Source organism: Sphingopyxis flava, from assembly GCF_900168005.1.
Lineage (GTDB): Bacteria > Pseudomonadota > Alphaproteobacteria > Sphingomonadales > Sphingomonadaceae > Sphingopyxis > Sphingopyxis flava.
Map to the genome: position 1 here is coordinate 1 of NZ_FUYP01000034.1, position 25,021 is coordinate 25,021.

At 65.3% G+C, this 25,021-nt stretch carries 21 protein-coding genes and 3 pseudogenes; 13 read left to right on the plus strand and 11 right to left on the minus strand.

What is annotated here, in order from left to right; genetic code table 11:
• Together B5X69_RS21595 and car are read right to left on the minus strand one after the other, a co-directional pair.
• Positions 1–387 (minus strand): annotated as a pseudogene (locus B5X69_RS21595) (hypothetical protein); the annotation flags it as partial.
• Complete coding sequence (gene car / locus B5X69_RS17895; protein WP_176141666.1) at positions 384–3,818, minus strand: carboxylic acid reductase; 3,435 nt, start codon at positions 3,816–3,818, stop codon at positions 384–386. The pseudogene B5X69_RS21595 and the gene car, both read right to left, overlap by 4 nt.
• 154 nt (positions 3,819–3,972) lie before the next feature.
• Here car and B5X69_RS17900 point away from each other — a divergent pair, with 154 nt between their 5' ends.
• From B5X69_RS17900 to B5X69_RS17905, 3 genes are read left to right on the plus strand one after another with little or no spacing between them, the layout of a single operon-like run.
• Entirely contained in the window at positions 3,973–7,086 is a 3,114-nt protein-coding gene (locus tag B5X69_RS17900) for an amidohydrolase family protein (RefSeq protein ID WP_079639931.1), read from the plus strand.
• Positions 7,073–7,204 carry a hypothetical protein gene (locus B5X69_RS22310; RefSeq protein ID WP_281250953.1) on the plus strand — a complete coding sequence of 44 codons (132 nt, stop codon included), beginning with the start codon at positions 7,073–7,075 and terminating at the stop codon, positions 7,202–7,204. The genes B5X69_RS17900 and B5X69_RS22310 overlap by 14 nt, the downstream gene beginning before the upstream one ends.
• Positions 7,201–8,247, plus strand: a complete 1,047-nt coding sequence (locus tag B5X69_RS17905; RefSeq protein ID WP_079639932.1) for an NAD(P)-dependent alcohol dehydrogenase — start codon at positions 7,201–7,203, stop codon at positions 8,245–8,247. Before B5X69_RS22310 ends, B5X69_RS17905 begins: the two co-directional genes overlap by 4 nt.
• Before the next feature lie 51 nt (positions 8,248–8,298).
• On the opposite strand, the gene B5X69_RS17910 is transcribed toward B5X69_RS17905, so the two are convergent.
• The 3 genes from B5X69_RS17910 to B5X69_RS17920 form a co-directional block, all read right to left on the minus strand.
• Positions 8,299–9,453, minus strand: coding sequence for an oxidoreductase (locus B5X69_RS17910; protein WP_176141667.1), 1,155 nt, complete (start codon positions 9,451–9,453; stop codon positions 8,299–8,301).
• A 159-nt stretch (positions 9,454–9,612) separates the two neighbouring features.
• Entirely contained in the window at positions 9,613–10,704 is a 1,092-nt protein-coding gene (locus B5X69_RS17915; protein WP_245798793.1) for a YeiH family protein, read from the minus strand.
• Between the two features lie 69 nt (positions 10,705–10,773).
• A complete protein-coding gene (locus tag B5X69_RS17920) occupies positions 10,774–11,610 on the minus strand; it encodes a LysR substrate-binding domain-containing protein (RefSeq protein ID WP_079639934.1) in 837 nt (278 codons plus the stop codon).
• A 236-nt stretch (positions 11,611–11,846) separates the two neighbouring features.
• Here B5X69_RS17920 and B5X69_RS17925 point away from each other — a divergent pair, with 236 nt between their 5' ends.
• Positions 11,847–12,698 (plus strand): TauD/TfdA dioxygenase family protein, encoded by an 852-nt coding sequence (locus B5X69_RS17925; RefSeq protein ID WP_079639935.1) that lies wholly within the window; start codon positions 11,847–11,849, stop codon positions 12,696–12,698.
• Between the two features lie 25 nt (positions 12,699–12,723).
• Here the strand turns inward: B5X69_RS17925 and B5X69_RS17930 are convergent, their stop codons facing one another.
• The 4 genes from B5X69_RS17930 to B5X69_RS17945 are packed head-to-tail and all read right to left on the minus strand — an operon-like array spanning position 12,724 to position 16,408.
• On the minus strand, positions 12,724–13,359 hold the full coding sequence (locus tag B5X69_RS17930) for a glutathione S-transferase family protein (RefSeq protein WP_079639936.1): 636 nt from the start codon (positions 13,357–13,359) through the stop codon (positions 12,724–12,726).
• Positions 13,360–13,371: 12 nt separating this feature from the next.
• On the minus strand, positions 13,372–14,952 hold the full coding sequence (locus tag B5X69_RS17935; protein WP_079639937.1) for a rhodanese-like domain-containing protein: 1,581 nt from the start codon (positions 14,950–14,952) through the stop codon (positions 13,372–13,374).
• A complete protein-coding gene (locus B5X69_RS17940) occupies positions 14,952–15,521 on the minus strand; it encodes a cysteine dioxygenase family protein (RefSeq protein WP_245798794.1) in 570 nt (189 codons plus the stop codon). The genes B5X69_RS17935 and B5X69_RS17940 overlap by 1 nt, the downstream gene beginning before the upstream one ends.
• Positions 15,522–15,562: 41 nt before the next feature.
• Positions 15,563–16,408: a TauD/TfdA dioxygenase family protein gene (locus B5X69_RS17945; RefSeq protein ID WP_079639938.1), complete on the minus strand. Its 846-nt coding sequence runs from the start codon at positions 16,406–16,408 to the stop codon at positions 15,563–15,565.
• Between the two features lie 287 nt (positions 16,409–16,695).
• Between B5X69_RS17945 and B5X69_RS17950 the strand changes: the two genes are divergently transcribed.
• From B5X69_RS17950 to B5X69_RS17960, 3 genes are read left to right on the plus strand one after another with little or no spacing between them, the layout of a single operon-like run.
• Positions 16,696–17,529 (plus strand): class II aldolase/adducin family protein, encoded by an 834-nt coding sequence (locus B5X69_RS17950; protein ID WP_079639939.1) that lies wholly within the window; start codon positions 16,696–16,698, stop codon positions 17,527–17,529.
• 14 nt (positions 17,530–17,543) lie between these two features.
• Positions 17,544–18,491: an NAD(P)-dependent oxidoreductase gene (locus tag B5X69_RS17955; RefSeq protein WP_079639940.1), complete on the plus strand. Its 948-nt coding sequence runs from the start codon at positions 17,544–17,546 to the stop codon at positions 18,489–18,491.
• 4 nt (positions 18,492–18,495) lie between these two features.
• Positions 18,496–19,773 (plus strand): MFS transporter, encoded by a 1,278-nt coding sequence (locus B5X69_RS17960; RefSeq protein ID WP_079639941.1) that lies wholly within the window; start codon positions 18,496–18,498, stop codon positions 19,771–19,773.
• Between the two features lie 23 nt (positions 19,774–19,796).
• Here B5X69_RS17960 and B5X69_RS17965 read toward each other — a convergent pair.
• Positions 19,797–20,265, minus strand: a pseudogene (locus B5X69_RS17965) (Lrp/AsnC family transcriptional regulator).
• A 121-nt stretch (positions 20,266–20,386) separates the two neighbouring features.
• Here B5X69_RS17965 and B5X69_RS17970 point away from each other — a divergent pair.
• The 3 genes and pseudogenes from B5X69_RS17970 to B5X69_RS22320 all read left to right on the plus strand — a co-directional run bounded on the left by B5X69_RS17970 (position 20,387) and on the right by B5X69_RS22320 (position 22,300).
• Positions 20,387–20,605, plus strand: coding sequence for a DUF6356 family protein (locus tag B5X69_RS17970; RefSeq protein WP_079639942.1), 219 nt, complete (start codon positions 20,387–20,389; stop codon positions 20,603–20,605).
• 377 nt (positions 20,606–20,982) lie between these two features.
• Positions 20,983–21,714, plus strand: a pseudogene (locus tag B5X69_RS22315) (lanthionine synthetase LanC family protein); the annotation flags it as partial.
• Positions 21,695–22,300, plus strand: coding sequence for a lanthionine synthetase LanC family protein (locus B5X69_RS22320; protein ID WP_281250954.1), 606 nt, complete (start codon positions 21,695–21,697; stop codon positions 22,298–22,300). The pseudogene B5X69_RS22315 and the gene B5X69_RS22320, both read left to right, overlap by 20 nt.
• A 288-nt stretch (positions 22,301–22,588) precedes the next feature.
• On the opposite strand, the gene B5X69_RS22375 is transcribed toward B5X69_RS22320, so the two are convergent.
• Entirely contained in the window at positions 22,589–23,293 is a 705-nt protein-coding gene (locus B5X69_RS22375; protein WP_342745807.1) for a GlcG/HbpS family heme-binding protein, read from the minus strand.
• A 201-nt stretch (positions 23,294–23,494) separates the two neighbouring features.
• Between B5X69_RS22375 and B5X69_RS17985 the strand changes: the two genes are divergently transcribed.
• The 3 genes from B5X69_RS17985 to B5X69_RS21130 all read left to right on the plus strand — a co-directional run.
• Positions 23,495–24,331, plus strand: a complete 837-nt coding sequence (locus B5X69_RS17985) for an SDR family NAD(P)-dependent oxidoreductase (protein WP_079639944.1) — start codon at positions 23,495–23,497, stop codon at positions 24,329–24,331.
• 11 nt (positions 24,332–24,342) lie between these two features.
• On the plus strand, positions 24,343–24,792 hold the full coding sequence (locus tag B5X69_RS17990) for a nuclear transport factor 2 family protein (protein ID WP_079639945.1): 450 nt from the start codon (positions 24,343–24,345) through the stop codon (positions 24,790–24,792).
• Positions 24,793–24,867: 75 nt separating this feature from the next.
• Positions 24,868–25,021: SDR family NAD(P)-dependent oxidoreductase (locus B5X69_RS21130; RefSeq protein WP_139375862.1), on the plus strand; the 154-nt coding region annotated here is incomplete at its 3' end.

Genomic DNA, 25,021 nt, shown 5'->3' on the forward strand with positions numbered 1-25,021 from the left:
GCCTTGATCGATCAGGTGTTCATGGACTGCCCATGGTATGGCAGTCGGCAGATGGCCCGTCATTTGCAACGCATGGGCCATGCGGTTGGCCGCCGGTTGAGCGCTATCGCCAATATGCCCGGAACTGCCGCGATTGCACCGGTCATGGCGCAGCGCCGCACGCCGAAGCGACCGATGGCATATCCCACCACCGGTGCAAGCAAGCAGCAGCGACATCACCGAGCAGATCATGATATTCGCGGTGACGAGCGCTCGCGTCCAGCCGAAGTCCGTGGCGAGCGGCTCCATCACCACGCCCGTAACACTTGTGACCCCGCCGATGAAGATCATGCCTACGCTGCCGCCTGCGACCGTGCGCCAGCCGTGCGACCATTCGCTGCGGCTCAAGACAGCAATCCCTGCGCCTTCAGATCGGTGACATATCTCCCGATCAGTGCCGCACCAAGGTGCGGCACCTGGCCGTCGTCGGTCACCCCGGCGCGCGCCGTCGCTTCGACGAAGCGAGGACAGGGCAACGTCGACCCGGGATTGGCGGGCTGCGGCCGGGCCACGGCTTCGAGAAGCGGCAACATCGAGGCTTGGCGAACCTCGTCGGGCAAGGCGCGCAGCGCTCCCTCGAAACGGTCGCGCCATTGGGCAAATGAGGCGCGGGTCATCGAGTAACCCAGCTCCTCAAGCCAGTCGACGAACGTGTCCAGCGACACTGCGTCGTCGTGCGGGTTGAGCACATGGAACGTCGCGAAACCCGAATCCTGCCCGGCACCGATCGCGGCGACGGCATCGGCGATGAAGTCGACCGGCAGGCCGTCATAATGCGCGCGCTCTCCTTCGTAGAAACTGTCCGGAGCGAGGCGCGTGGCGGCAAGGCTGAGAATCTGGCGCGTGAAGATGTCAGGAAGGTTGAGGTGGCCGGAATAACCGGCAGGCGCCATGATCATGCCCGACCGGAAAACGCTTACCGGCAGCCCGAAGTGTTCGTTCGCCTCGCGCAGCAGCACCTCGGCCGCCCATTTGCTCGCGCCATAACCGTCGGCATAGCCGCTCGATGCGCGCCATTGGGGGATCGCCGCGCGCACATCGTCGTTTTCCGCAGCGACGCGGCCGTCGTGGAACGCGGCGGCCACGGTCGACACGTGGATGATGCGTTTGGCCCGCGTGGTCAGCGCCAGTTCGATGAGGCTTGCCGTGCCCGCGACATTGGGCCGGAACAGTTGCGCATAAGGCAGGACGTGGTTGACCAGTGCGGCGGGGTGCACGATCGCATCCACGTCTGCGGCGAGGCGAGACCAGTCGGCACCTTCAAGGCCGAGGCGCGGCGCGGCGAGATCCCCGGCCAGCACCTCAAGCCGCCCTTCGGCGAGTGCGTCGATATCGCGCGCCAGCGCGTCGTCGCCGCCCGCAAAGGAACGCAGCAGCCGTTCGCGCGCCGCCGCAGCGTCAGCACCGCGCGCCAGGCAGATGAGCCTGCCATCGACCTTCGCCAGCCGCCGCAGCCATGACAGCGCGAGGAAGCGGCCGAGAAAGCCATTGGCCCCGGTGAGCAACACGCAGCGCGGCTCGCCCGTCGAGGCCGGGGCGATTGCGGCAGCATCGGCCAGCACCTCGCGCGGGATGAACTTGTCGAGCGTCAGGTCGGCGGCACGGATGACGGCGGCATCCGGCCCGTGCACGTCGGCGGCCCCGACCCCGCCCTCGCCTTCGCCGCCACGCTGCCGCTCTATGTCCCGGGCCAGCTGCACGAATGATCCGGCAGGATGCATGATCGTGCCGACATCGACCGGGAAGCCGTAGATATCCTCGAGCAGCAGCGCATAGGAGAGCCCCGCCAGTGAATCGCCGCCCAGCGCCGCGAAGGAGGTATCATCCGACACCTCTGCGGCCTGAATGCCCAGGATCGACGCTGCGGCGCGGCGCAAGGTCTCGCTCATCGGGCGATCGCGGCCGTGACGGCGCAACTCGTCGAGTTCGATCGCCTGGTCGTCCGCATGGGTCGCATACATCGCCTCCAGCCTGTCGCCATAGCGGGCCTTCAGGGCTGGCCGCAGATGCTTGGCGAGCGCGGACTGCAACCCGTTCGCAACCGAGAACGGTTCGTTCTCGACGATGATGTCGCGCGGGATTTCGTAGGCGTTTAGCCCGGCCTCGAGACCGATCCGGCGCAGCGCGGCAAGAAGATGCTCCTTCACCTCCGCCTCACCAAGGCCGGGAGGCAGGGCGGCGGGATCGGGAACTACCACGCCAAGAAGATAGGCCCTTGCGCTGTTGGCGTAGAGATAGACTTGCGAAATGGCCGGATCGCCCAGCGTGAAAAGCGCCTCGAGCGGGGCGATGGCGACGAACTCGCCCTGCGCCAGCTTCACCACGTTGTTGCGCCGGTCGAGATAGGCCAGCCGATCGGGCTCCAGCTCGGCCATGATGTCGCCGGTGCGGAAATAGCCGTCGTCGTCGAACGCCGCTGCCGACAGGTCAGGCCGGCCGAAATAGCCGGCAAAGAGCGCCACCGACTTGATGAGCAGCTCTCCGCGCGGGTGCGGCTTGTCGGTGGTGAAATAGCCCAGTTCGGGCACGTCGATCAGCTTGTAGTCGACGATCGGCGGGCGTGTGACCTTCTGGTCGAGAGTGATCGAACCCGATTCCGTCGACCCGTAGCCATCGACGATAGGACGCCCGAACAATCGCTCGATAAACGTGCGCAAGCCCGGATCGAGCGGGGCTGAGCCGACGACCGCGTCCGCGATCCGCCCGCCAAGCGCCCGATCGTTGAACGCAGCCAGCGCCTCGTCCAGCGCCGTTTCGTCGGCCAGGTCCGGAAATTGCGCTGTGAAACGCTGGTGGATGAGTTCGCAGATGCGCGGGACCAGCGCCATCGTGGTCGGCCGAACGGCGGCGATGTCCTCCATGAGCGTGCTGAGATCGCTGCGCCCCGTGAAACAGGTGATGCCGCCGCTGGCGAACGTCAGCCACAGGTAGACCATGCCGTATACGTGGTTGAGCGGCTGATAGCTCAGCACGACAGGCGAGATCTCGCGGGTGTTGAGCCACCCAGCCTTGGCCAGCCGCTGGGTGTGCATTGCGCCCTTGGGCGTGCCAGTGCTGCCCGAGGTATAATAGACGACGACCAGCGGATCTTCGCCCGGCTGAGGCTGATAGGGCGTCGCCGGGGGCAGCGCCGCGCCCCGTGCACGCATTTCGCTGAACGTCATCATGACCACATCCGGCCGATCCTTCGCCAGCCGCGCCTTCTGTGCCGCGACCTGCGCGCATTCGGTGTCATCGAAGCCGTCGTGATCGAACACGACGACGGCGCGGGTCTGTGGGCAGCCGAGTACCAGCGTGACCGCGGTCTCGAGATGTTCGAGGGCGGTCGCTATGACCGGTGCCCTGACTTCGCCGATCATCCCTTCGAGCGCCTCGACCGAGGCGGTGGTCTGCAACGGCACGATGGGCAGGCCCAGCAGGCCGAGCGTAAGGTTGAGCGTGGCGAAGTCGACGTTGGCAAAGGCCATGATCGCCACTGGGTCCCCCGGGCTGAGCCCCAGGGCCGGGTCATGCGCGAGCGCGGCGGCGGCGCCGAGCACGCGGCGCTCGAGCTCGGCATAATCGATGATCGTGTAATCGTCATCGAGGAGGCCCGAATGCACCGCGCGCCAGGCCATCGCCGGTCGTTCGCGGTAGACCTCGAAAGCGAGCATGGTAAGTTGTGGGATCGTTGCATCGGGATCGCGCGCCGCTTCTGCATAGCGGGGATCGCGGCGAAGGTCCGGGTCAATATCCTGCAGCCTGAAGGCGCGTGCATCCTTGTCCACTATGGTGGCCATGACAATCCTCTCTCGTTCGGCTGGCATGCCTTGGCGGCGCCCCACTCGTTGCCCGAAATTATGAGGGGGGCGCTCTGACGGCGCAACGATACAAGGAAAGTATCCGTCATCTGATAGTACCGGACCCAGGGCGTCGGCGCTGCGGGCTTGGCTCATGCTCCTGCCTTGCCAGACCGTGGGTCTTGCCTATCATGCGATCCGCCGCGGCGATCATGCCGCGCGGGGAGGCACGGGGATGAGGTCAGCAGGCAGCCGCGACAAGGCGGAAGCGCGCAAGCCTCTTGCGAGGCTGTTGATCGGACGCGCCGCGATGGCGGCAGCGATGGTCGCGATTGCGACAGTCGCCTCTTTTGCCCACGCGAGCGCTGCGGAACGAGGCAAATCGGCCTTCGACGTGGCTTCAGGCACCTCGTTCGCGGCGGCGGTTTCGCCAGACGGACGCAAGATCGCCATCGACCTTCAGGGCACGATCTGGGTGATGCCCCCCAAGGGTGGGCGGGCACATCCCCTGACCGACCGCTTCGACGATGCCCACCTGCCATCGTGGTCGCCTGACGGAAAGCGCATCGCGTATTACGCCTATCGCGGAGGCCGCTACGCAATCTGGTCGATGCGCGCCGACGGGCACGATCAGCGCCAGCTTACCGATGGCGCCTTCGACGACCGCGAACCGGCCTGGTCGCCCGATGGGCGCAGCATCGCCTTTGCAAGCGAGCGCGGCGGAAGTTACGATATCTGGCGGCTCGACCTTTCCGATGGGCGCCTGACGCAGTTGACGAGCGGCCCGCGCGAGGATCGGTCGCCTGCCTGGTCCCTGGACGGACAGCGCATCGTGTTCGCCGAGCGGGAGGCGGGGACGAGCGCGATCCTGGCCGTCGCGGCGGCTGGCGGCGAGGCCGTGGTCCAGCGCACCGCACCGGCCGGGACGATCTATGAAGCGCCCTCGCTCTCGCCGGGCGGATCCCTCGCGTTGGTCGCCCGCGACGCGACGAGCAGCCGGTTCGAGATCGATGGCCGCTCGATTGCCGACATCGATGCGGTGTTTCCGTTCCGTGCAGGGTGGCACCGCGAAACGGCCTATGTAACCGCAGACGGGCATGTCCGGCAAATCGCAAAGGAAACGGCGCGGATCGTGCCCTTCGTGGCGCGGCTGGAAACGACCCGTCCCCGATACCCGCGGGCGCGCCGCGACTTTACAACCTCCGCGCCGCGCAAGGTGCTGGGTATCCAGCATCCCGCGCTTTCGCCCGACGGCCGGACCATCGCGCTGGTCGCGCTGGGAGATCTCTACACGGTGCCTGCCAGCGGCGGCACGCCGACCGCTTTGACGCGGGATGGTGCGATGGAGGCGGACCCGGCGTGGTCGGCCGACGGGACCAGGCTTGCCTATTCGTCGGACAAGGGCGGCGGGCTGATGCAATTGTGGCTACGCGACATGAAGACCGGCACAGAGCGACGGCTGACGTCGATGCCGACGCAGCCGCTCGGCGCGGCATGGTCGCCCGATGGCACGACAATCGCGTTTCTCGACTATGACGGTTTCTTCGGCACGGCCGGGCTCATGCTGGTAGATGTGGCGACAGGGCGGACCACGCGGCTCCAGAAGACGTTGCCGCAACCCGGCAATCCGACTTGGTCGCCAGACGGCCGACATGTCGCGGTGGCTCTGGCCAAGCCCCTGTCGGGGAGCGCGCGCGAGGGCTACAATCAGGTCTGGGTCGTGCCGGTCGACACGGCGAAGCCCCCGTTCTGGCGCATGGCGACCGAACGCACGCTGGACACGCGCGGCGGCGGGGGACCGGTCTGGTCACCGGGCGGCGGTCGCATGGCGGGAATCCAGGACGGACTGCTCAAGGTCTGGCCCGTCGGTCCCGATGGAGCGACGACTGGCCCGGCGCGCACGCTGTCGAGCCGGATCGCGCATTATCCCACGTGGCGCGGCGACGGCGGCGCACTGCTCTACCAGTCGGCCGACAGCCTTCGCATGATCGATGCGGACGGCACGAACGACCGCGAGGTGCCGATCGACTTCACCTATCGCCTGTCGGTTCCCTCGGGACGCATGGTGGTTCACGTGGGGGGCCTCGTCGACGCGGTTCGCGATGCGACTAAGGCCGACATGGACATCGTGATCGACGGCAACCGCATCGCCGCCGTCGTGCCTCACGCTGCAGGCAATCACGAAGGGGCCGGCAGGATCATCGACGCGCCCCGCCTCACCGCGATCCCCGGCCTCATCGACTTTCACGCCCATCCGCAAAAGGATACCGGCGCCAACGCCCACCTTGCCTGGCTTGCCTATGGCGTGACCACCGTGCGCGATCCGGGCAACCAGCCTTACGACGGGGTAGAGGACCGGGAGGCGAGCGAGGCGGGCGTGCGGATCGGGCCGCGCATCTATACCACCGGGCCGCTGCTCGAATGGCAACGGGTCTATTACCGCATGGGCACGGCGGTCTCCGGGCCCGATCACCTTGCGCGCGAACTCAAACGCGCACGCGCGCTGCGCTACGACCTTATCAAGAGCTATGTCCGCATGCCCGACGCCGAGCAGCGCCGGATCATCGCGGCGGCCCATGCAATGGGCGTGCCGGTCGCCACGCACGAGATCTATCCGTCGACATATTCCGGGGTCGACAGCATCGAGCACCTCGAAGGCAGCAGCCGACGCGGCTTTTCGCCCAAGGAAGGCCCTCTCGGTCGGTCCTACGAAGACGTCATCGGCCTGCTTGCCCGGTCGCAGGCGACGATCACGCCAACAGTTTTCGGCGCACTCAACATATATTTTGCACAGCACCCCGAACTGCGGCGCGATCCGCGCATGGCGCTCTATCCGGCGTGGGCCAGCGGTCCGTTCACGGCCGAAGCCCCGCTTCCTGCCGCGCTGCTCGCCGCGCAGCCCGGGCAACATGCGACGCTGCGTGCGTTGCATGCGGCGGGCGGGCGGATCGTGGCGGGCACCGATCTCGTCATCGCGCCGAACCTCATCGGGGAACTGACGGCCTATGTCGCGGCAGGGCGTTCGCCATTCACGGCTTTGCAGTCGGCAACTGCGGTGCCGGCGCGCGCTCTCGACCTCGATGCGGGTACCCTCGAGGCCGGAAAGCTGGCGGACATCGTTTTGGTCGAGGGCGACCCCCGCCGCGACATCGGCGCCCTGTTCAATGTGCGCCATGTGATCGCCAACGGCCGGGCGTTCAGCGTCGCGGACCTTCTCGCGCTGGGCGCCGCCTCTCCGGTCAAGCCTGCGGTCGATGACGATCGCTAAGCTCTGCCTCAGCGAATTTCGTTCGAACCGGGCGATGCTTGCACCCTATGGTCCGCGCCAGCCGGTCCCGACGCCCGGACGCAAGTACAAGATCCATATGGGAGATGCCTTGAAATGACCAAGACCCGCGCTTTTGCCGCCCTTTCCCCCGGCCAGAGCGTCGAGCCGCTCGACATCGACCGCCGCGACTTGCGTGCGGACGACGTGGCCATCGACATCCTCTATTGCGGGATTTGCCACACCGACCTGCACATGGCGCGCAACGACTGGGGCCACACGACGTATCCCTTCGTTCCCGGCCATGAGATTGTCGGCAAAGTGGCGGCAATCGGCTCAAGCGTCAGCAAGCACAAGGTGGGCGACATGGTGGCCGTAGGGTGCATGGTCGACAGCTGCCGCGTGTGCGCCCCGTGCAAATCCGGAGAGGAGCATTACTGCGCCAACCAGTTCACCGGTACTTACGGCGGGCACGATCGGCATGACGGCACGCCGACCTATGGCGGCTATTCCGAGAGCATCGTGGTGTCGGAAGATTTCGTGTTGCGCGTGCCCGAAGGGCTCGACCCCGAGCGGGCAGGACCGGTGCTGTGCGCGGGCGTCACCGCATGGTCGGCCCTGCGGCATTCCGGCGTCGGCCCGAATTCCCGCGTCGCGGTCGCCGGACTGGGCGGGATCGGGCACATGGCCGTCAAGCTCGCCGCCGGTTTGGGGGCTCACGTGGTCGTGGTGACGACTTCGGAAAACAAGCGCGCCGACGCGATGGCGCTGGGTGCTGCCGATGTCCTGATCTCGACCGATGAGGCGGCAATGGGCGCGGCCATGGGTCAGTTCGACGTGGTGATCGACACCATCCCCGTGCAGCATGACCTTTCGCCCTATCTGATGCTGACCGGACTGGATGGTCGGGTCGTGGTGCTTGGCATGATCGACATGGTGCCAAGCTTCCATTCCGGCATCATGATGATGGGGCGCCGCGTCCTGACGGCGTCTGCCATCGGCAGCATCGCCGAAACACAGGAAGTGCTCGATTTCTGTGCCGAGAAGGGCCTGAACGCCGATTGCGAGACGATCCCGGTAAGCCAGATCGAAACCGCGTTCGAACGAATGGAAAAGTCCGACGTCAAGTATCGCTTCGTCATAGATATGGCGACGATCGACTGAACGTGATCGCCCCGGCCCCATCTGCGGGGTCGGGGCCGCTTCCGTGCGGGATCAGTGGTGTTCGGCGGCCTGGCGGATCGCCGTATCGTCCCATTCACCCAGCGCCTCCTTGACGATTTCGCGCCGGAACGGAACCACCTCGGCAAAACGCCCCTCACGCACCTTGGTCACCCAGTCGTTGTCGCCCATCATGCTGCGGCCGACGGCAACAAGGTCGAACTCACCCTTGGCAAACAGGTCCTGCAGGACGCCGAAGCTGTGTTCGGCACGGCTTTCTATCGTCTTTTCGCTGTAGATCGTATCCATGACATCGACGTTGAGCCCTACCGAGCCGACGGCGACGACGCGAGCGTCGGTCAGCGACTTGACCCAGCCCGCGAACGTCCGCATTCCGTCGGGCGACGCCGGTTCCCAGAACCGCCGGGTCGATACATGGAACATGTCGGCACCGGCATCGCGCATGCGGGCAAGGAAGGCCCGCAGGTCCTCTTCTTCCTCGACGATGCGAGCGGCATAATCGGCTTCCTTCCACTGCGAAAAGCGCACGCTGATCACGAAATCGTCGCCAGCTTCCTCTCTGATCGCGCGCACGATCTCGGCGGGAAAGCGGGCGCGTTCGGCCAGGGTCGCGCCGCCGTAACCGTCCGTGCGCAAATTGGTCTCGTGCCACAGGAACTGGTCGAGCAGATAGCCGTGCGCGCAATGTACCTCGACCCCGTCAGCGCCGAACTTCTTCGCGAACATCGCACTGCGAACAAACGCATCGCGCAGTTCGCCAAGCTCGTCCAGCGTGGCGGCACGGCCGTTCGGCTGGCCGGACCGGATCAGTCCGCTGGGACTGAGCGAGGCCATGTCCGGGCGCGGACCGCCCGAATTCTCGACCCGGCAAGCGCCTGTGTGGTTCAACTGGACCAGCACGCTGCTGTCCTCGGCATGCACGACGTCTATGCAGTGGCGCCAGCCGTCGCCGCGCCTATCGTCGAGCATCAGGACGAAGCCGTCGTGCCCGGTCGATGTGGGGTGATCGATCGCCGCCGATTCGGTGATGATCAGCCCGGCACCGCCGTGGGCGCAGCGACGATAGTATTCGATCAATTGCGGGGTCAGCGCATAGCGGACGGCCATCCCGCGCTGCATCGCGGGCAGGACGAAGCGGTTGCGAACCGTGGCCGAGCCGATCGTGACCGGGGAAAAGAGTCCGTCCAATGCTGCCTCCGCTATCACCGGCCATGCGTTGCCGTGGCAAAAGGTACAGCAGCGGCGATGCGATGCTAAGCCATATCGGATAGCCGCCTGATGCTATCACGATGAGGATATGGAGACGGGTCGCCTGCTTGATGTCGCTCTTGCCGGGAAAGGCGACCCCTAGCTCGCCTGCAGCAGCGTGAGCGCAAGACCGGCAGCCAGGCTCGCCAGGGTCGCCGCCAGTACCGGCGCGATGCCTCTCAGTCCGACTTCGCCGATCATGTCGAGACGGGTGCGCATTGCCGTGGCCGTCACCGCCAGCAGCAGCAACAGCTTGGACACCGTGAGCGCGCCATCGCGCAAGGGGGTGGGTACCGCCAGGAACGATCCCGCAACTGCCACCAGAGCGAACAGGGCAAGGAACCATGGTGCCAGATAGCGCGGTCCGCCCGCTGCTCCGCCGTTGCGCATCCTCAGCCACAGGCCGACCGCCAGCACGACCGGACCGAGAAGGGCCACGCGGGTCAGCTTGACGATCGTCGCATAGCGTCCGGCATCGTCCGAAAAGGCATAGCCGCCGCCGATCGCCTGCGCGACGTCGTGAACCGTCGCACCGATAAGGAAACCCGCCTGGGAATCGCCAAGGCCGATCTCGCGCCCGATGATCGGGTAGGTCGACATCGCGATCGCGCTGGCCAGCGATATGCCCGCCAGCGTAACCGCGAAATGCGCCTCGCCCACGCGCTTGCGGTCCATCAGGGCATAAAGTGCGAAGGCTGCGCTCGCGCCGCAGATTGCAGTCGCGCCACCGGCGAGCAGGCCCACTTCAAGCGGCTGTCGCAGCACCCGCGCGGCGATAAGCGCGGCTAGCATCGCAGCGGACATGATGACGATGAGCGATGCGAACGGGGCGACGCCAAGCGCCGTCACTTGCGCGATCGAGACATTGAATCCCAGCAGCACGATCGCGGTCTGCAAGCCATAGCGCGATACGAAGTTGAGCCCCGGCAACACGCGGCCATCGTCGCCGACGAAGTTGAGCGAAGCGCCAATCAGCAGGCCAAGAAGAATGACCGGAAATCCGTAATGGTCGGCCAGCCAGGCCGCCGTTGCCGCCGCGGTGGCACAGGCGGCCAGTCCCGGCCACAACTGGGCAAGCCGCCATCGCGGGCGAACGGGGTCGCCAGCCTCGTTGTATTCGCCGAACAGGTCGCCGACGAAGCTGGCGGTATCCGGCATGCGATCATACCCGCCGCGCCACGAAAACTTCATGCCGTCCGTCCCCCTTCGTTCGATATCGGCCAGATCGCCCCCATCCGGGTTTCGCGCCCGTGCCCCGGCTCAGATTTCGCGAAGCGAGGTCCGCAAGAGATTGGCAAGCCGTGCCGCGCCGCGCGAGATATGCGCGTTTTCGAGGACGGCGTAGCCGACGCTTCCCAGTTCGGGCAAGCCGGCGACCCGATGCGCCGGATTGTCCATCATGAAAGTGCCGGTTCGCGGCGCGATCGCCAGCCCGGCCTCGATCGCGGCATGCAAAACCGAGGCGGAGGCGGTTTCGACCACGATCTCGTAAGGTATCTTCGCCCGTTCGAGCGCACTGATGCCCATCTCGCGGAACATGCACGGCGCCTCGAGCAGGGCCAGGGGCAGGACGTCGCGCGTGACGAGGTCCTGGTCGCCGTACCACGACACCGGACGCTCGGCGATGATCTCGGGGTCGTCGGACCCGGCGATCACCACAGCAAGATCGAGCCGGTTCGACTGCACCAGATCGCGCAGTTCACGCGAACCGCAGATGCGCAGGCTCAACCGGCTGTCCGGATTCAGCGCCGAAAACAGCCGCAACGCGCCCGACAGCAGGGTCCGGGCGAAGTCCTCGACGACGCCGAGCCTGATGGCTCCCGCCGAACGTTCGCCCTTCAGCGTCTCGATCGCTTCGTCGTTGCAGGCCAGGATCGTGCGTGCATAGTCGAGCAGGATCTGCCCCGCCGGCGAGACGGTCAGTCGGCGGGCGTCGCGAAAGAACAGCGGCATGCCGACGATTTCCTCGAGCCGCTTGATCTGCAGGCTGATCGCCGACGGCGTGACGTTGATCTGGCTGCTTGCCTTCAGCATCGTCGTACAGTCGACGACCGCAGCGAACGTGCGAAGCAATTCGGTGGGTAGATTGACCGCCATTGCGAAGTGTCACTGACCTCTCTCGATCGGCAATATATAAGAAAACGTCATCATTCATAGAACGCAAGATGAGGGTCTGTAATCATCCCATTTGTGATCGCGACCGACCGCCGCTGGCCTGACTTGCGCTAAACCCTGCCTAAAAAGGACTTGCTTGTGACGGCGCGAGACAACCCCCAGACTTGGCCGTTCACGAGCAGCCCCGCGATAAACGACGGGGTACGGGAGAGAAAACCATGGCTGTGCAGACCGAAGGCAAGACCGAGCTCAGGATCGAGCGACTGACGCCGCGCATTGGCGCCATCATCCATGACATCAGACTTGGTGGAGACTTGTCAAACGCCGCCGTCGACGCGTTGCGCGAAGCGCTGCACCGCTACAAGGTGATCTTCTTTCGTGAACAGTTCGACCTGACCGATCAGGAGCAGGAAGCCTTTGCCGGACTGTTCGGGACGACGACCGCGCACCCGCTGGTCAAGCCGCCGAAGGGCACCAAGACAGTCTTCGAGCTCGATTCGACGAACGGGCTGCGGGTCGATGGCTGGCACACCGACGTGACCTATCAGGAGCGGCTCTCATATGCCTCGGTGCTGCGCGCGATCGAGTTGCCATCGATCGGCGGCGACACGCTCTGGTCGAACACGGCGACCGCTTACGAAGGCTTGCCCGACAGCCTCAAGCGCATGATCGATCACGCCTATGCGCGCCATTCGACCGACGAGGCCGGCATGCCCGAAAAGCTCTCGGGGGTCTATGACCGCAACCCCGGCATCGGCAGCGAGGCGGTGCATCCGGTGGTCCACGTGGTGCCCGAAACCGGCGAACCGGCAATCCTGATGGGCTTTGCCTTCCGCCAGATCCTGGGGATGAGCTATCCCGACTCGCTCAAGATCTACGAGATGGTGCAGGCTCACGTCACCCGGCCGGAAAACACCGTGCGCTGGCGCTGGGCCAAGGGCGATGTCGCGATGTGGTTCAATCATTCGACGCAGCACTACGCCACGGCCGACTATACCGAACGCCGGATCATGCACCGCGTGTCGATCGACGGCGCGATCCCGGTGGGTCTCAACCCCGCCAAGACCTGAAGCGACGCCGGACGGCGATTTCGTTTCAGGCCGGCCCCCTCGTCGCCGCCTCGTGCGCCAGCGCAGCCTGTACTGCGGGCCGCTCGAGGAAGCGGCGATTGTGCTCGTTCCAGCGGGTCCACCCCTTCGTGTCGAGCTCAAGCCGCTCCGCCCAGCGACGGAACACCGCTAGATAGGGGTCGACGACCGTATAGTTCTCTCCCATCGCCCAGGGTCCGGTGATCCTCTGGTCGATCATTTCGAACCCGGCCTTGAGCCTCTGCAGCGCCTCGACCTTCAGGCCGGCCAACGTCGTCTCGTCGTCGGCAAATCGCTCGGTGCGCCAAAGCTGCGCGATGAAGACCTGCTGGTTCGTCGCAAGCCAGGCCATCATCTCGTAGCATCGCGCCAGTGCCAAGGGGTCGGCCAGCGGCAGCAGCCGCGCGTCGGGGAAACGATTGGCGATGTAGGTCAGCACTGCGATCGTCTCGGTCACCACTTCGCCGTCGACGATCAGCGCGGGCACCCTGCCAAGCGGGTTTATCGCCAGAAACTCGCTGCGACGCTGGTCGCCGTCGGCCAGCACGAGACGATGCGGCACGAATTGGGCGCCCGCTTCCTCCAGCGCGACCAGAGGCGCAAACGCGCAGGAGCCGGGGGCGAAATAGAGTTCGATGGTCACTGTCCTTGCTCCCTAGATCACGAAAAAGCCGTGGCTGGCGTCCTGTTCGAGCTGCGCGACGAGCCCGTATTCCCAGTCGAGGTAGGCCTGCATCTTTTCTCGCGGGTTGTCCGTGCCTTCATAGGGCCGGCGATAGGCGTCCTCGTTTGCCGACAGCGGATCGGCGAAGCCCCTGGAAAGCGCATGACCGGCAGCCGCCCAGCCGTTCGTGCCGCCTTCGAGCACGACGACGTCGCGCCCGGTGATCGCGGCCACTTCGGGCGCGGCATGGCGCGCCAGCTCGTCGTCCGGCGACGTCAGCACGATCGTCGTTCCTTCGGCTACCGGTGGCAAGTCGCGGGCCAGGCGCCCTCGCATCACGAACCGTGCGCCCGGCACGTGGCCCTTCTTGTGCTGCGTGCTGAGCGCAAGATCCAGGATCAGGTATTCGCCCGCATCCGCGGCCAGCGCGTCCGGCCCGATCGTGTCGCAGGCAGGCGCCGGCACACGATCGTTGGGCGCGATGCCCCGCTCGATGGTCAGCGCCGCGCCCGCCTCCTCGATGACGACCACATCCCAGCCCATCTGCGCAAGCCATGACGCGCTCATGTGCGCGCGTGCGCCAAGATCGTCGTACAGAACGACGAGCGCACCGCGAACCGGCGCGTACATGTCGGTTTCCTGCACCAGCTGTCCCCCGGCCACGTGGCGAAAGCCTGCCGGATGGCCCGCCTCGTGCTCTGTCAGCGAGCGGATGTCAAAGCGGTAGACGGTGCGACCGGGCGTCATGGCCACGGCCAGATCCTCGCCGCGGATCATGCGCACCCCGGCCCGATAACTCACAGATCGGGCGTGGTCGCGCCGGCCACGAATCTTGTCGGGATCCACGTCGGGATAGCTGCGCGCCTGTCCCGTATCGAGTTCGAGTTCGTCGAGCGACCAGCCAATGGTGCCATTGCGCAGCGCCATGATCGGATTGGGCAGCCCTGCGTTGATAAGCGACTGCGCACCGATGATGCTGCGCGTTCGCCCGGCGCAATTGACGACGATCGGTGTCGCCGGATCGACGGCGATGTCGCCTGCGCGCAACACCAGTTCGGCGCCCGGCACGCTGATCGCGGTGGGGATGCTCATCGTCTGGTATTCGTCGTACCGCCTTGCATCGAGCACGACGAGGTCTTCGTTGCGGGCCAGCCTGTCGTTGAGGTCGAGCGCCGTTATGTGCGGGGTGTGCCGCCGGCTTTCGACCAGCTCGCCGAAGGCCTTGCTCGGCGAATTGACGTCTGCGAACAGCTCCAGCCCAGCCGCGCGCCATCCCTCCAGCCCGCCGTCAAGCAGGCGCAGGTCGGAGAATCCCGCCCCTGCCAGCCAGTCGATCGCCTGCATCGCCTGGGTCTCGTCCTCGCCATAGACCACGATCGGCACGTCCGCCCGAGGCAGGAGGCCGCGGATGCCGACCTCGATCCGCGACAGCGGCACGCAGGCCGCGAACAGTGGGTGGGCATCGGCGAAAGCGAACTCCTCCCGCACGTCGAGCAGCGCGATCTCGTGGCGCAATTTCCACGCGCGATGGACTTCGAGCGGTGCGGCGCGGCGTGGTGCTGGCGGCGGCATCAGGGGAGAACCTCGATCATTGGGGGGTGCGGCGAATAGTGCGACACGAAAAGGCGGGGCGTGCCGTCGGTATCGAAAGCGCGCCGTTCGATCGAACCGATGTCGCCGCCATAGGCATGAATCGAAACCGATACCCGGTCGGCCAGCGCGTTGGTCACCGCGTGGATGTCGCCCACCGCCGGGTCAAGCACTTCGACGGCACCGGCGGCAAGCAGGTCGGGTGCGTGTGCGGTCAGCGCTCCGTCGGCGCCACGGTCGTAACGCGTCGATCGCTCTGCCCCGCGCAGGACACCGACGACACCCCACAGGCCGCCGTGGTCGTGGATCGGGGTGTGCTGCCCCGGTCCCCAGACGAAGCTCACGACCGAAAACCGCGCCGACCGGTCGAGATAGAGCAGGTGCTGCTGGTAGCGCACATCGCTCGGCGCGGCCCAGGCGTCGGGCAACCAGCCGCCATCGGCGATCAGCGCAACCATCGCTTCGGCCGCGCGCGCGCCCGCGATGCCGGTGGACGCACCCGAGCCGGCAATGCGCTCCAGCGCGCGGCAGAATTCGACCAAGGCCTGCAAGATGCGGTATCCTGTCCCCGTTCAGAAAATCGCGACGGCGATCAGGTCATCATGATGCGGTGCATGACGCGGTCGTAGCTGCGGTCGAACACCAGGTAGTGCTGCGTGAACTCGTTGTCCCACATACCGACGGTGCCCGGCTCCCAGCGCAGCCGGAGCTGCCACTGCGGAACCTTCGCCTGGTCGATCAGGAAAGCGAGCAGCGCCGCGCTCTCGTCATAGCGCAATTCGTTCACCTTGCGGGTGTAGAGCTTGTTGACATAGAGCGCCTTTTTGCCCGTGCGCGGATGGGTGACGACCATCGGGTGGGTGACGGCGGGCGCGTCCGGCTTTTGCGGACCCCAGGAATGCGAGCATGTCAGCCCCTCGAGAAAGGCCTGCATCGCGGGCGAAAGGCATTCGAAGGCGGTAACCATGTCGGCGAACATCGTGTCGCGACCATATTCGGGAACGTCGATCGCCTGCAGCAGCGAGCGCCAGTGGCGATTGGCGCGCGGCGCACCGTCGGTGTGCCACGAATCGAGGTTCCACTCCATCGCGTCCTCGCGATATTCGTCGGCGTTGCTGTGCAGCACTTTGATACCCGGGATCTCGCCCTGGGTGTCGCTGTACGCGGGAAGCGACGGATGCGGCACCTCCTCGGGTGCGCCGAAATGGCTGGCAAAGCGGATATAGCCGCGCGGATCGAGGTCGGTCTGACCGCGGAACACGAGCACGCGATATTCGTCGAGGGCTTCGCGCACCGCCGCGATCGTGTCGGGCGAGTTGTCATCGGCCAGTCGAATGCCGTGCACTTCGGCCCCGAAAGTACCGGTCAACGGGCGAATATCGAGCGCGGCGGCCGCGGTGGACGCGGACTTGACGGGCATTTCTGCAAGTTCTGCCATTTTCAAGCTCCCCGGCGGAGACACCGCCGTTCATCGACGCCTCACCGGGCGCCTTGTCCGGCCGGATGCCCGCTGTCTGCGGGACCGGTCCGGCGCGACCTTGCTATCGCCACGAGGGCCATCGGGGAAAGCGAGACAATCTGTTGGCATGATAAGGCGCGCTAAGGCAAAATCGCCGTGACGATAACCGCCGGTCAATGTCTGCTAATCATTTCTTGTTTGCCACCCCGCCTGCCATCAACGACCGTGCGATCTTGAACGGGTCTTGAGAACCGGGAGAGAATGCGATGCCGAACACCACCACCCTGAGGCGCGATGAAAGAACTGCGCCAGCCGACGGGCGCTCCGGCGCCATTGCGACGATCGGTGAGCGCAAGGACGTCGCGTTTCCCTGCCAGACGGTCGAAAAGGAGCGCATTTACCGCAAGCAGCGTCTGGCGGTCGCGTTCCGGATCTTCGCCGAAAAGGATTTCGAACTTGGCGCCGCCGGTCATATCACGGTGCGCGATCCCGAACATCACGACCGGTTCTGGGTCAATCCGGTGATGTTCCCGTTCGGCGAGATGCGCGTGTCGGACCTCATGCTGGTCGATCACACGGGCCGCATCCTTGAAGGTGAGGGCCAGATCAATCCGGCGGCCTTCGCGATCCACTCGCGCCTTCACGCCGAACGCCCCGACGTGAATGCAGCCGCCCATTCGCATTCGATCTATGGCAAGACCTGGTCTGCCTTTGGCAGGTTGCTGCCGCCGCTCACTCAGGATGCGGCGATCTTTCATGGCGACCATGTCATCTTCGACAATTTCTCGGGCGTTCTGGACAATCTGGACGAAGCGCAGCGGTTGGCCAATGCGCTGGGCGACAAGCGTGCCGCGATTCTTCAGAACCACGGCATCCTGACCGTGGGGCAGACGGTGGAATCGGCGGTCTGGCGCTATCTTGCGTTCGAGGATGCGTGCCGCGTGCAGCTCCTCGCCGAAGCAGCGGGCGGCAGCACGCCGATGCCCGACGACATTGCCGAAAAGACGCATCGGCACCTGGAATCCGACATGGTCGGCGTATTCTCGTTCGAACCGTACTGGCGCTCGATGATCGCCCGCCACCCCGAGGTGCTGGACTGAGCGGGCAAGAGAGCATGACGCGTCCGCTGGTCGCGGCGGTCCAGTTGCCCGAAGCGGCCGCGCGCGCCTGGCTGGGCGGCATCGCCAACCTGGATCTGCGGATTATCCAAGCCGACCTGTCGGCGCCGCCAGGCGATGTCGAATGTCTGATGGTTGCGCCCGAGGCGTATGGTGGACCGCTCGTCCGCCCGCCATCGTGGCCGGGTCCGATCCGCTGGGTGCAGCTCCTCTCGACCGGGCTCGACGGCTACCCCGACTGGTTGTTCGATGGCGTGACGGTAACGACCATGCACGGCGTCAATGCGGTGGCCGTGGCGGAATTCGCGATGGGCGCGATCTTGGCCGAGGCGCGGCGCATTCCCGAAGTGTGGGAAGAGGGGCAGGCCTGGCCCCGCAATGGCAGTGCCGGTCCCTCCAGCGCGGGGCTGGCCGGTGCAACGCTCGGGATCGTCGGCTTCGGAGCGATCGGCGCGGCCATTGCGCGGCGGGCGCTGGCATTCGACATGGAAGTACAGGCCATCCGGGCGAGCGATGCACCGCTTCCCGATGGGGTGCGCCGCGCAGCCTCTCTCGACGATCTTTTCGCCACCAGCGACCACGTGGTGCTGGCCCTTCCTTCCTCCGCTTCGACGGTCGGGCTGGTCGACGCGGCACTGCTCGCCAAGGCGAAACCGGGACTCCACTTCGTCAATATCGCGCGAGGCGACCTTGTCGACGAAAGGGCGCTGCGCGACGCGCTCGACAGCGGAGTGGTCGGGCGCGCGACCCTGGACGTGCTGAGGCAGGAACCGCCCCCGACGGACCATCCCCTGCTCGGCCACCCCCGCGTGCGCATTTCACCCCACGTTTCCGCCCATACGCCCGGTGCGATCAACGGAATGGCTGCCCGCGTACGGTGCAATATCGACGCCTACAGAAGCGGCCGTCCTCTCGAAGGCGTGCTGAGCGACAAGACAAGCTGACTCCATGACCGACGCCTCGCATCCCGCCACGCCGTTCTATTACGGCTGGGTCATCGTCGCTTTCTCGGCGGCGATGCAGATATTCTCGATCGGCCTGCTGTTCTACGCCAACGGCGTGGCGCTGCTGCCTTGGATGGAAACCTTCGGCGTCGGCCGCGCCGCGCTGTCGGCGGTGCCCTTCGCCTGCACCATCGCGATCAGCATCCTGAGCCCGTTTGCCGGACCGGTCTTCGATCGCTATCCGGCGCGGCTGCTGGTCACCTTCAGCCTCGTCTCGCTGGCCGTCGGACTGTTCGGGGTGAGCCTTGCCCAGTCGGTGTTCCAGCTTATCGCGGTCCATGCCACGCTGCTGACGATTGGCGCGACCGGCGCGGGCGCGTTTGCCGCGCAGACCCTGTCGGCGAAGTGGTTTGCCCGGCGCCGCGGCCTCGCGCTTGCTCTCGCGGCGAGCGGTGCGGGTCTTGGTGGCCTCATCATGCCCTATATCATGGCGATCACGATCGAGGCCTATGGCTGGCGGGCGACTTATGCGGGCATCGCGGTCTTCGTCCTCGTCGTGCTGGTGCCCATCGCCTTCATGCTGATCCGCAATCCGCCGGCGGTGCTCGCACCGATCGAACGGGTGGAGTACGCGGCGCAACAGCCCATCGCAGGCCCCGGCGACGCACCCGCCCGGCTGACGACCATGATGATCCTGCGCAATCCGGTCTTCCTGGTCACCACGCTGGGCATGGGATCGCTGGTGGCGGTGCAGGTCATCCTGCAGTTCTATCTGCCGGCGATGGGCAGCGAACTGGGAAGCACTCCTGCCCAGGCCGCCCTGCTCACATCGATCCTCGCGGGTGGTGCCCTCATCAACAAGCCGTTCTGGGGCTATGTCATCGACCGTTCGGATCCGCGCTACAGCTTTCTCGGCATTGCGCTCGTCTATGCCTGGACGCTGATCGTCCTGGGCACGTGGCTGGGCCCGATCACCTATCGCAGCCTCATCTTCGTGGCGGCGATCTGCGGGTTTGCCTCAGGAGCAATGCAACCGCTGCTCGGAGTCGTGCTGGCGCGCACGTTCGGACGCGAGAACTTCGGACGCGTGCTTGGCCTCGGCTACCTGTTCATGAACGTCAGCAGCTTCGCACCGGTGTTATCGGCGGTGATCTACGAACGGACGGGAAGCTATTCGCTGACTTCGGCTATTCTCATGGTCCTGCTCGTCCTGATGCTGGCGCTGTTCATGCGCATCGTGACCAACCGGCGCGTCACAGGGGCCGCGTCCGCCCCCGCGTGATCAGGCCGCGTGATCTTGCCGCGTCAACGGCGCAGCGGCAGCACTGTCGTCGATTTGAGTTCCTGCATCGCGAACGTGGAGGACACGTCGTTCAGATCGGCGATCTTGATGAGATCGCGATAGATCCGGTCGTAGTCCTCGATATCGCGAGCGACGACTTTGAGGATGTAGTCGACATCCCCGCTCATCCGATAGAATTCCACCACTTCGGGCATGCGGATCACGCCTTGCGAGAACTGCTCGAACCATTCCTCGTTGTGTCGCGCAGCGCGGATCGAGACGATAACCGTCACACCCAGGTGCAAGGTCTGCCGGTCGAGCAGCGCCACGCGTCTGCGAATGACGCCGGACTCCTCCAGTCGCCGGATCCGCTTCCAGCACGGCGAAGCGGACAGGCCGACCTTCGCGCTGACCTGCGCCAGCGAGAGTCGCGTCCTCCTGCAACGATTCGAGAATGCGAAGATCGAACGGATCGAGATTAATTTTCTCCATCATGACCAATTTTGGAGAAAAATTTGCCGCAGGTCCAGCAATACCGGGAAAAACGCAATAGGTCTTTCTTCACTGCGATCGCTAGGATGAGGAAGAATTCAGGACCGGAGCAAGTCGCACAATGTTGAACCGCGTATTCCTCGAACATCCGCACAGCGTCGACGAAAGCTATGGCGCCCATCTGCGTGCCGCGTTGTCGTTCGCAATGGTCATGCTTGCCTGCAGCCTCGCCGCCACAGTGCATGCCGTCCTGCCTTGCCTGTTCAAATCGACTGCCAGCAAGACGATTGCACAGCTGCACGACACGATGAACGCCAGGGCCCGGAAATCAGGTGAATGAAACCGATGGCGATGACTGGTCCACCGGACATTTTTCGTTGAGGCGCGGCGTCGCGCGCCGTAGCGTCCGGACAACCCCTGCAAACTCTGGGCCGCAGCGGAAATTGACCTTTACCACAATTGCGAATGCGCCGGTGCAGCGCATCAAAAAGGATGCCCGAACATGACATGTGAACATCACGGCTGCGAACCCCACGTTTCACGCCGCAAGCTGTTGCAGGCTGGCTCCTTCGCTGCTGGCGCGGGGGTCATTCTCGCCGCAAACCCGGTCGCGGCACAGTCGGCAAAGGCCAGCAGCGCGCCGGGGATCGCCGGCACGGTCGGAACGGCACCCAGCAGTGGCAACTCGCCGTTCGCCCGTCGACCGACTATCTCGGGATGGCCAAGTCGGCGGCCGACTGGATCATCGCCAACCAGACCACGGACGAATACGGGGCCTATTTCCCTGCCGACGCAGCCAACCCTAAGCGCGAGTTCATCGCCGATTCTGCCCCCGACTGCTTCTATTCCGGAATAGCCGGCATGATCGTCACTTTTGCAGAGCTTGCTCAAAAGACCGGAGAGGCCCGCTATCGCGACGCCGCAGTGGCAGGAGCAGAGCGTCTGCTGAAGCGCTGGCCCGAAATCGCCGCCAAGCCGATACCGGCGCTGGACATGCGCTGGGCCATCACCTTCGGCATTGCCGGAATCGGCATGGCCCTTCACCAGGTCGGCACGATGCTGGGCGAACCGCGCTATACCGCCGCGCTGCGCCCGATCGCCGAACGGATCGTCGCGGCCGCCGATCATGACAATCCCAAGGGCACGTGGACGGAATATGCGGGCTATCTCACCGATGCCGGTACCGTGCTCTTCCTGGTCCAGTTCGCCACTCTGCTGGGCGACAGGAAGATCATGAATACCGCGGTCAAGACCGGCGATCGCCTGATCAGCCTCGCCACCAGGGAAAGCGACGGCTCGCTGGCGTGGAAAATCTCGCACAACCCCTCTTACCCCGAACGCTTCTATCCCGGGTTCGAATATGGTCAGGCGGGCACGGTCTATACCCTCGCCGCGATCTACGAGGCAACACGCGAACAACGCTTCCTCGATGCGGCAAAGCGCGGAACGCAGTATCTCATGGGCCTTGCTGTCGGCAACGCTCAGGCAGCGCTCAGGCAGCGCTCAGGCAGCGCTGCTGCCCTATGCCCTTCCCGACAGTCCAGACCTTTTCTACCTGGGCTTCTGCCATGGCGCGGCTGGCACGGCACGTCTCTTCTACAAGCTTCACAACATCACGGGCGAGCGAATCTATCTCGACTGGACGACCCGGTTGGCGAACGGCATTCTCGCCACGGGTGCGCCGGAACTCGAAAGCCCGGGAATGTGGAACACGGCCACGCAGTGCTGCGGCGTGGCGAGCCACGTCACGCTGTTTCTTGGTCTCTGGGCGCGTTACGGCAACCCGGAATATCTGGAAATCGCGCGCCGGTCGGCACGCACCATATCCAGCCGGGCGAACAACCTCGACGGCAAGGGTGACAAGTGGTTCATGGCCTGGTCGCGGGTCGATCCCAATATCGTAAATGCCGAGACGGGGTACATGATCGGATCGGCCGGCATCGCAACTGCGCTTCTCCATCTGCACCTTGCGGAAAGCGGCCGCTACAACGTCACCCTGCCCTGGGACACCCCGTTTCCGCAACGCCGGGCCTGATCGGGCCGACGTTCCGCAAGACGCGTGCGAGCAGCTTGGGGCACGTCGCGACCAGGCCATGGCTGGGATGATCGCATCGTGTCGGCGGCCGGCCGGACCGGCCGAGCGGGACAACCCAAGCACGCGATACTCGAACGCGGGGTTTTCGAACGGACGGAGTTCGGGCCATACCCGCCTGCTTATCGCTTGCAGATGCGCCCAACCCTCGATCGCGGCGCGACGCCGTAGCCGCCTTGCCGCCTGGCAAGCGCCGCAATCGAGAGACTGATCCGAGTCAAACCTTTGCGATCAGGCCTTTGCGGTCAGGCCTGCCTCCGCGATCCCGGCGAGCGCCACTTTCTCGTCGTTATCGCTGAGGTCCCCGGTAACTCCGACCGCGCCGACCAGCTCGCCCCCGGCACCCTGGATCAGCACGCCGCCCGCCACCGGGATCAGACCCGCCGGGCTGAGCGCACCGGCCGCACTGATCAGCATGGGGCGCTGCTCGGCCATTTCGCCAATCGCGCGAGACGACATGCCCAGCGCGAGGGCGCCCGCCGCCTTCCCGGTGGCAACCTGCGGGCGCAAGTTCGAGGACCCGTCCTCGCGCGCGAGGGCGACCACGTGGCCACCGGCATCGAGCACCGCGACGGTGAGCGGCTTGAGATTCATCGCCCGCCCTTCCTTCAGGGCGCCGGCAACGATGGCTTGCGCCTGGTCGAGGGAAATTCTGCTCATGATTGAAAGCTCCTGCATTGAATTGACGATCATGCGTGCAGCCGCGGCACGGAAGCGCCGTTCGCCTGCATGGCGGGTGTTCTCCATCCGGAACAGCCGGCTGGCGGAAAATTCCGGGACGTCGCACGCCTGTCCGCACACCGGCTCATGTCGGCGTGCGATGCCGACTTGCGAGCGACACGCGCGGACGACCTTGCCCAATGCGCAACAACCGTCCGTGCGCCCCTGCCGCGATGTTATCAGCGCGCCCGGCGGCATCAACCGGATCTGCGCCATGCGATGGCCCGCGACGCGCCAATGCGTGGGATATCACATCCGTAACAGTTCTTGCTGCGAGAGCCGCCGCAGGCCTTTGCGTCTTGATGTTGCGGCAGCAAAACCCCTACCACCCGGTTCATCGAGGTGCGCAGGCGCCCAACAAATCGCGCGCCGCCTTCCTGCTATGCGGCCCGTTCGTGACTGGAGGATCGATCGGATTTGGAACTTGAAGGTAAGCGCGCGCTGGTCACAGGCAGCAGCTCTGGGATCGGTGCGGCAACCGCCCGGCTTCTCGCCGCCGAAGGGGCGCGCGTCATGGTGCACGGTCGCGACCAGGCGAAAACCGAGGCGGTAGCGCAAAGCATCCGTGATGCCGGGGGCGAGGCAAGTCACGTGATCGGGGAATTGAGCGAAGAGTCGGTCTGTGCCGATGTGAGCGCCCAGGTCATGGAGGAGTTTGGCGGGATCGACATTCTCGTGAACAATGCCGGTGGGTTTGCGGCTTCGAACCGTCTCGACACGACCGCCGAGAGCTTCAATCGCGACTGGCTGCGAACCCCATGGGATGACTGGCGCTGGACGTATGAGCAGAATGTCGGGTCGACGGTCCGCCTGATCCAGGCCTTCGCGCCCGGCATGATCGAACGTGGCTGGGGCCGCATAATCAACATGTCCAGCGCATCGGCAACCCAGACCGAGGCCGATCTGGCGGATTACCAGCCCGCCAAGGCGGCAGTCACCAACCTCAGCAGCGGCCTTGCCAAGTCTCTGGCGGGTACCGGCGTGACGGTGAACGCCGTGTCGCCCGGCGCGATCGCGACCGAAGGCGTGCGCGCGGGCTTCGTCGAATGGGCCAAGCAGCTCGGCTGGACCGAGCTTGACTGGCCGACCGTCGAACGCCGCTTCACCACCGAGGTGGTGGTGCAGCCGACCCGGCATTTCGGGCGGCCCGAGGACATCGCCCGCATGGTTGCCTTCCTTGCCAGCCCGCAGGCGAGCTACATGACCGGTTCGAACTATCGCGTCGACGGCGGCCTGTGCCGTTCGATTAACTGAGGTACGACAAGATGACCGATCTCGAAAAGCTGCTCGCGATAGAGGAAATCAAGGGTCTGAAGGCGAAGTATTTTCGCTGCGTGGATACGAAGGATTGGGAAGGCTATCGCTCGGTCTTCGCCGATGATCTCGTGTTCGACATCACTTCGGACATGCCGGACGCCGGCGTGATCGTGGGTGCCGATGCCGCCGTCGCCATCCCCGCCGCCTCGCTGACCAGCGATATCACGTCGGTGCACCATGGCCATTGTCCGGAAATCGAGATCCTGTCGGACACGACCGCCAAAGGCATCTGGGCCATGGAGGACAACCTGATCTGGAGTGCTGACAGCGCAACGCCAGGCCAGCGGATGAACGGCATGGGTCATTACCACGAGACCTATGAGAAGACCGCCAAGGGATGGGTGATCAAAACCCTGAAACTCACCCGGCTTTACGTCGATTTCACGCCGGGCGCCTGACAGCGGCCGGTTCGTGATAACCGACTGGCGGGCGCGGATGATGCCTGCTTCAAAAGAGTTTGCGGAGTGGTTGCAATGAGCAGTGCGGAAGTACGTTTTGACGGTCGAGTGGCGATCGTGACGGGGGCCGGCAGCGGCCTTGGGCGCGACTACGCGCTGAACCTGGCCAGCCGCGGGGCGAGCGTCGTCGTCAACGATCTGGGCGTGGACACGCGCGGCCAGCCGCTTG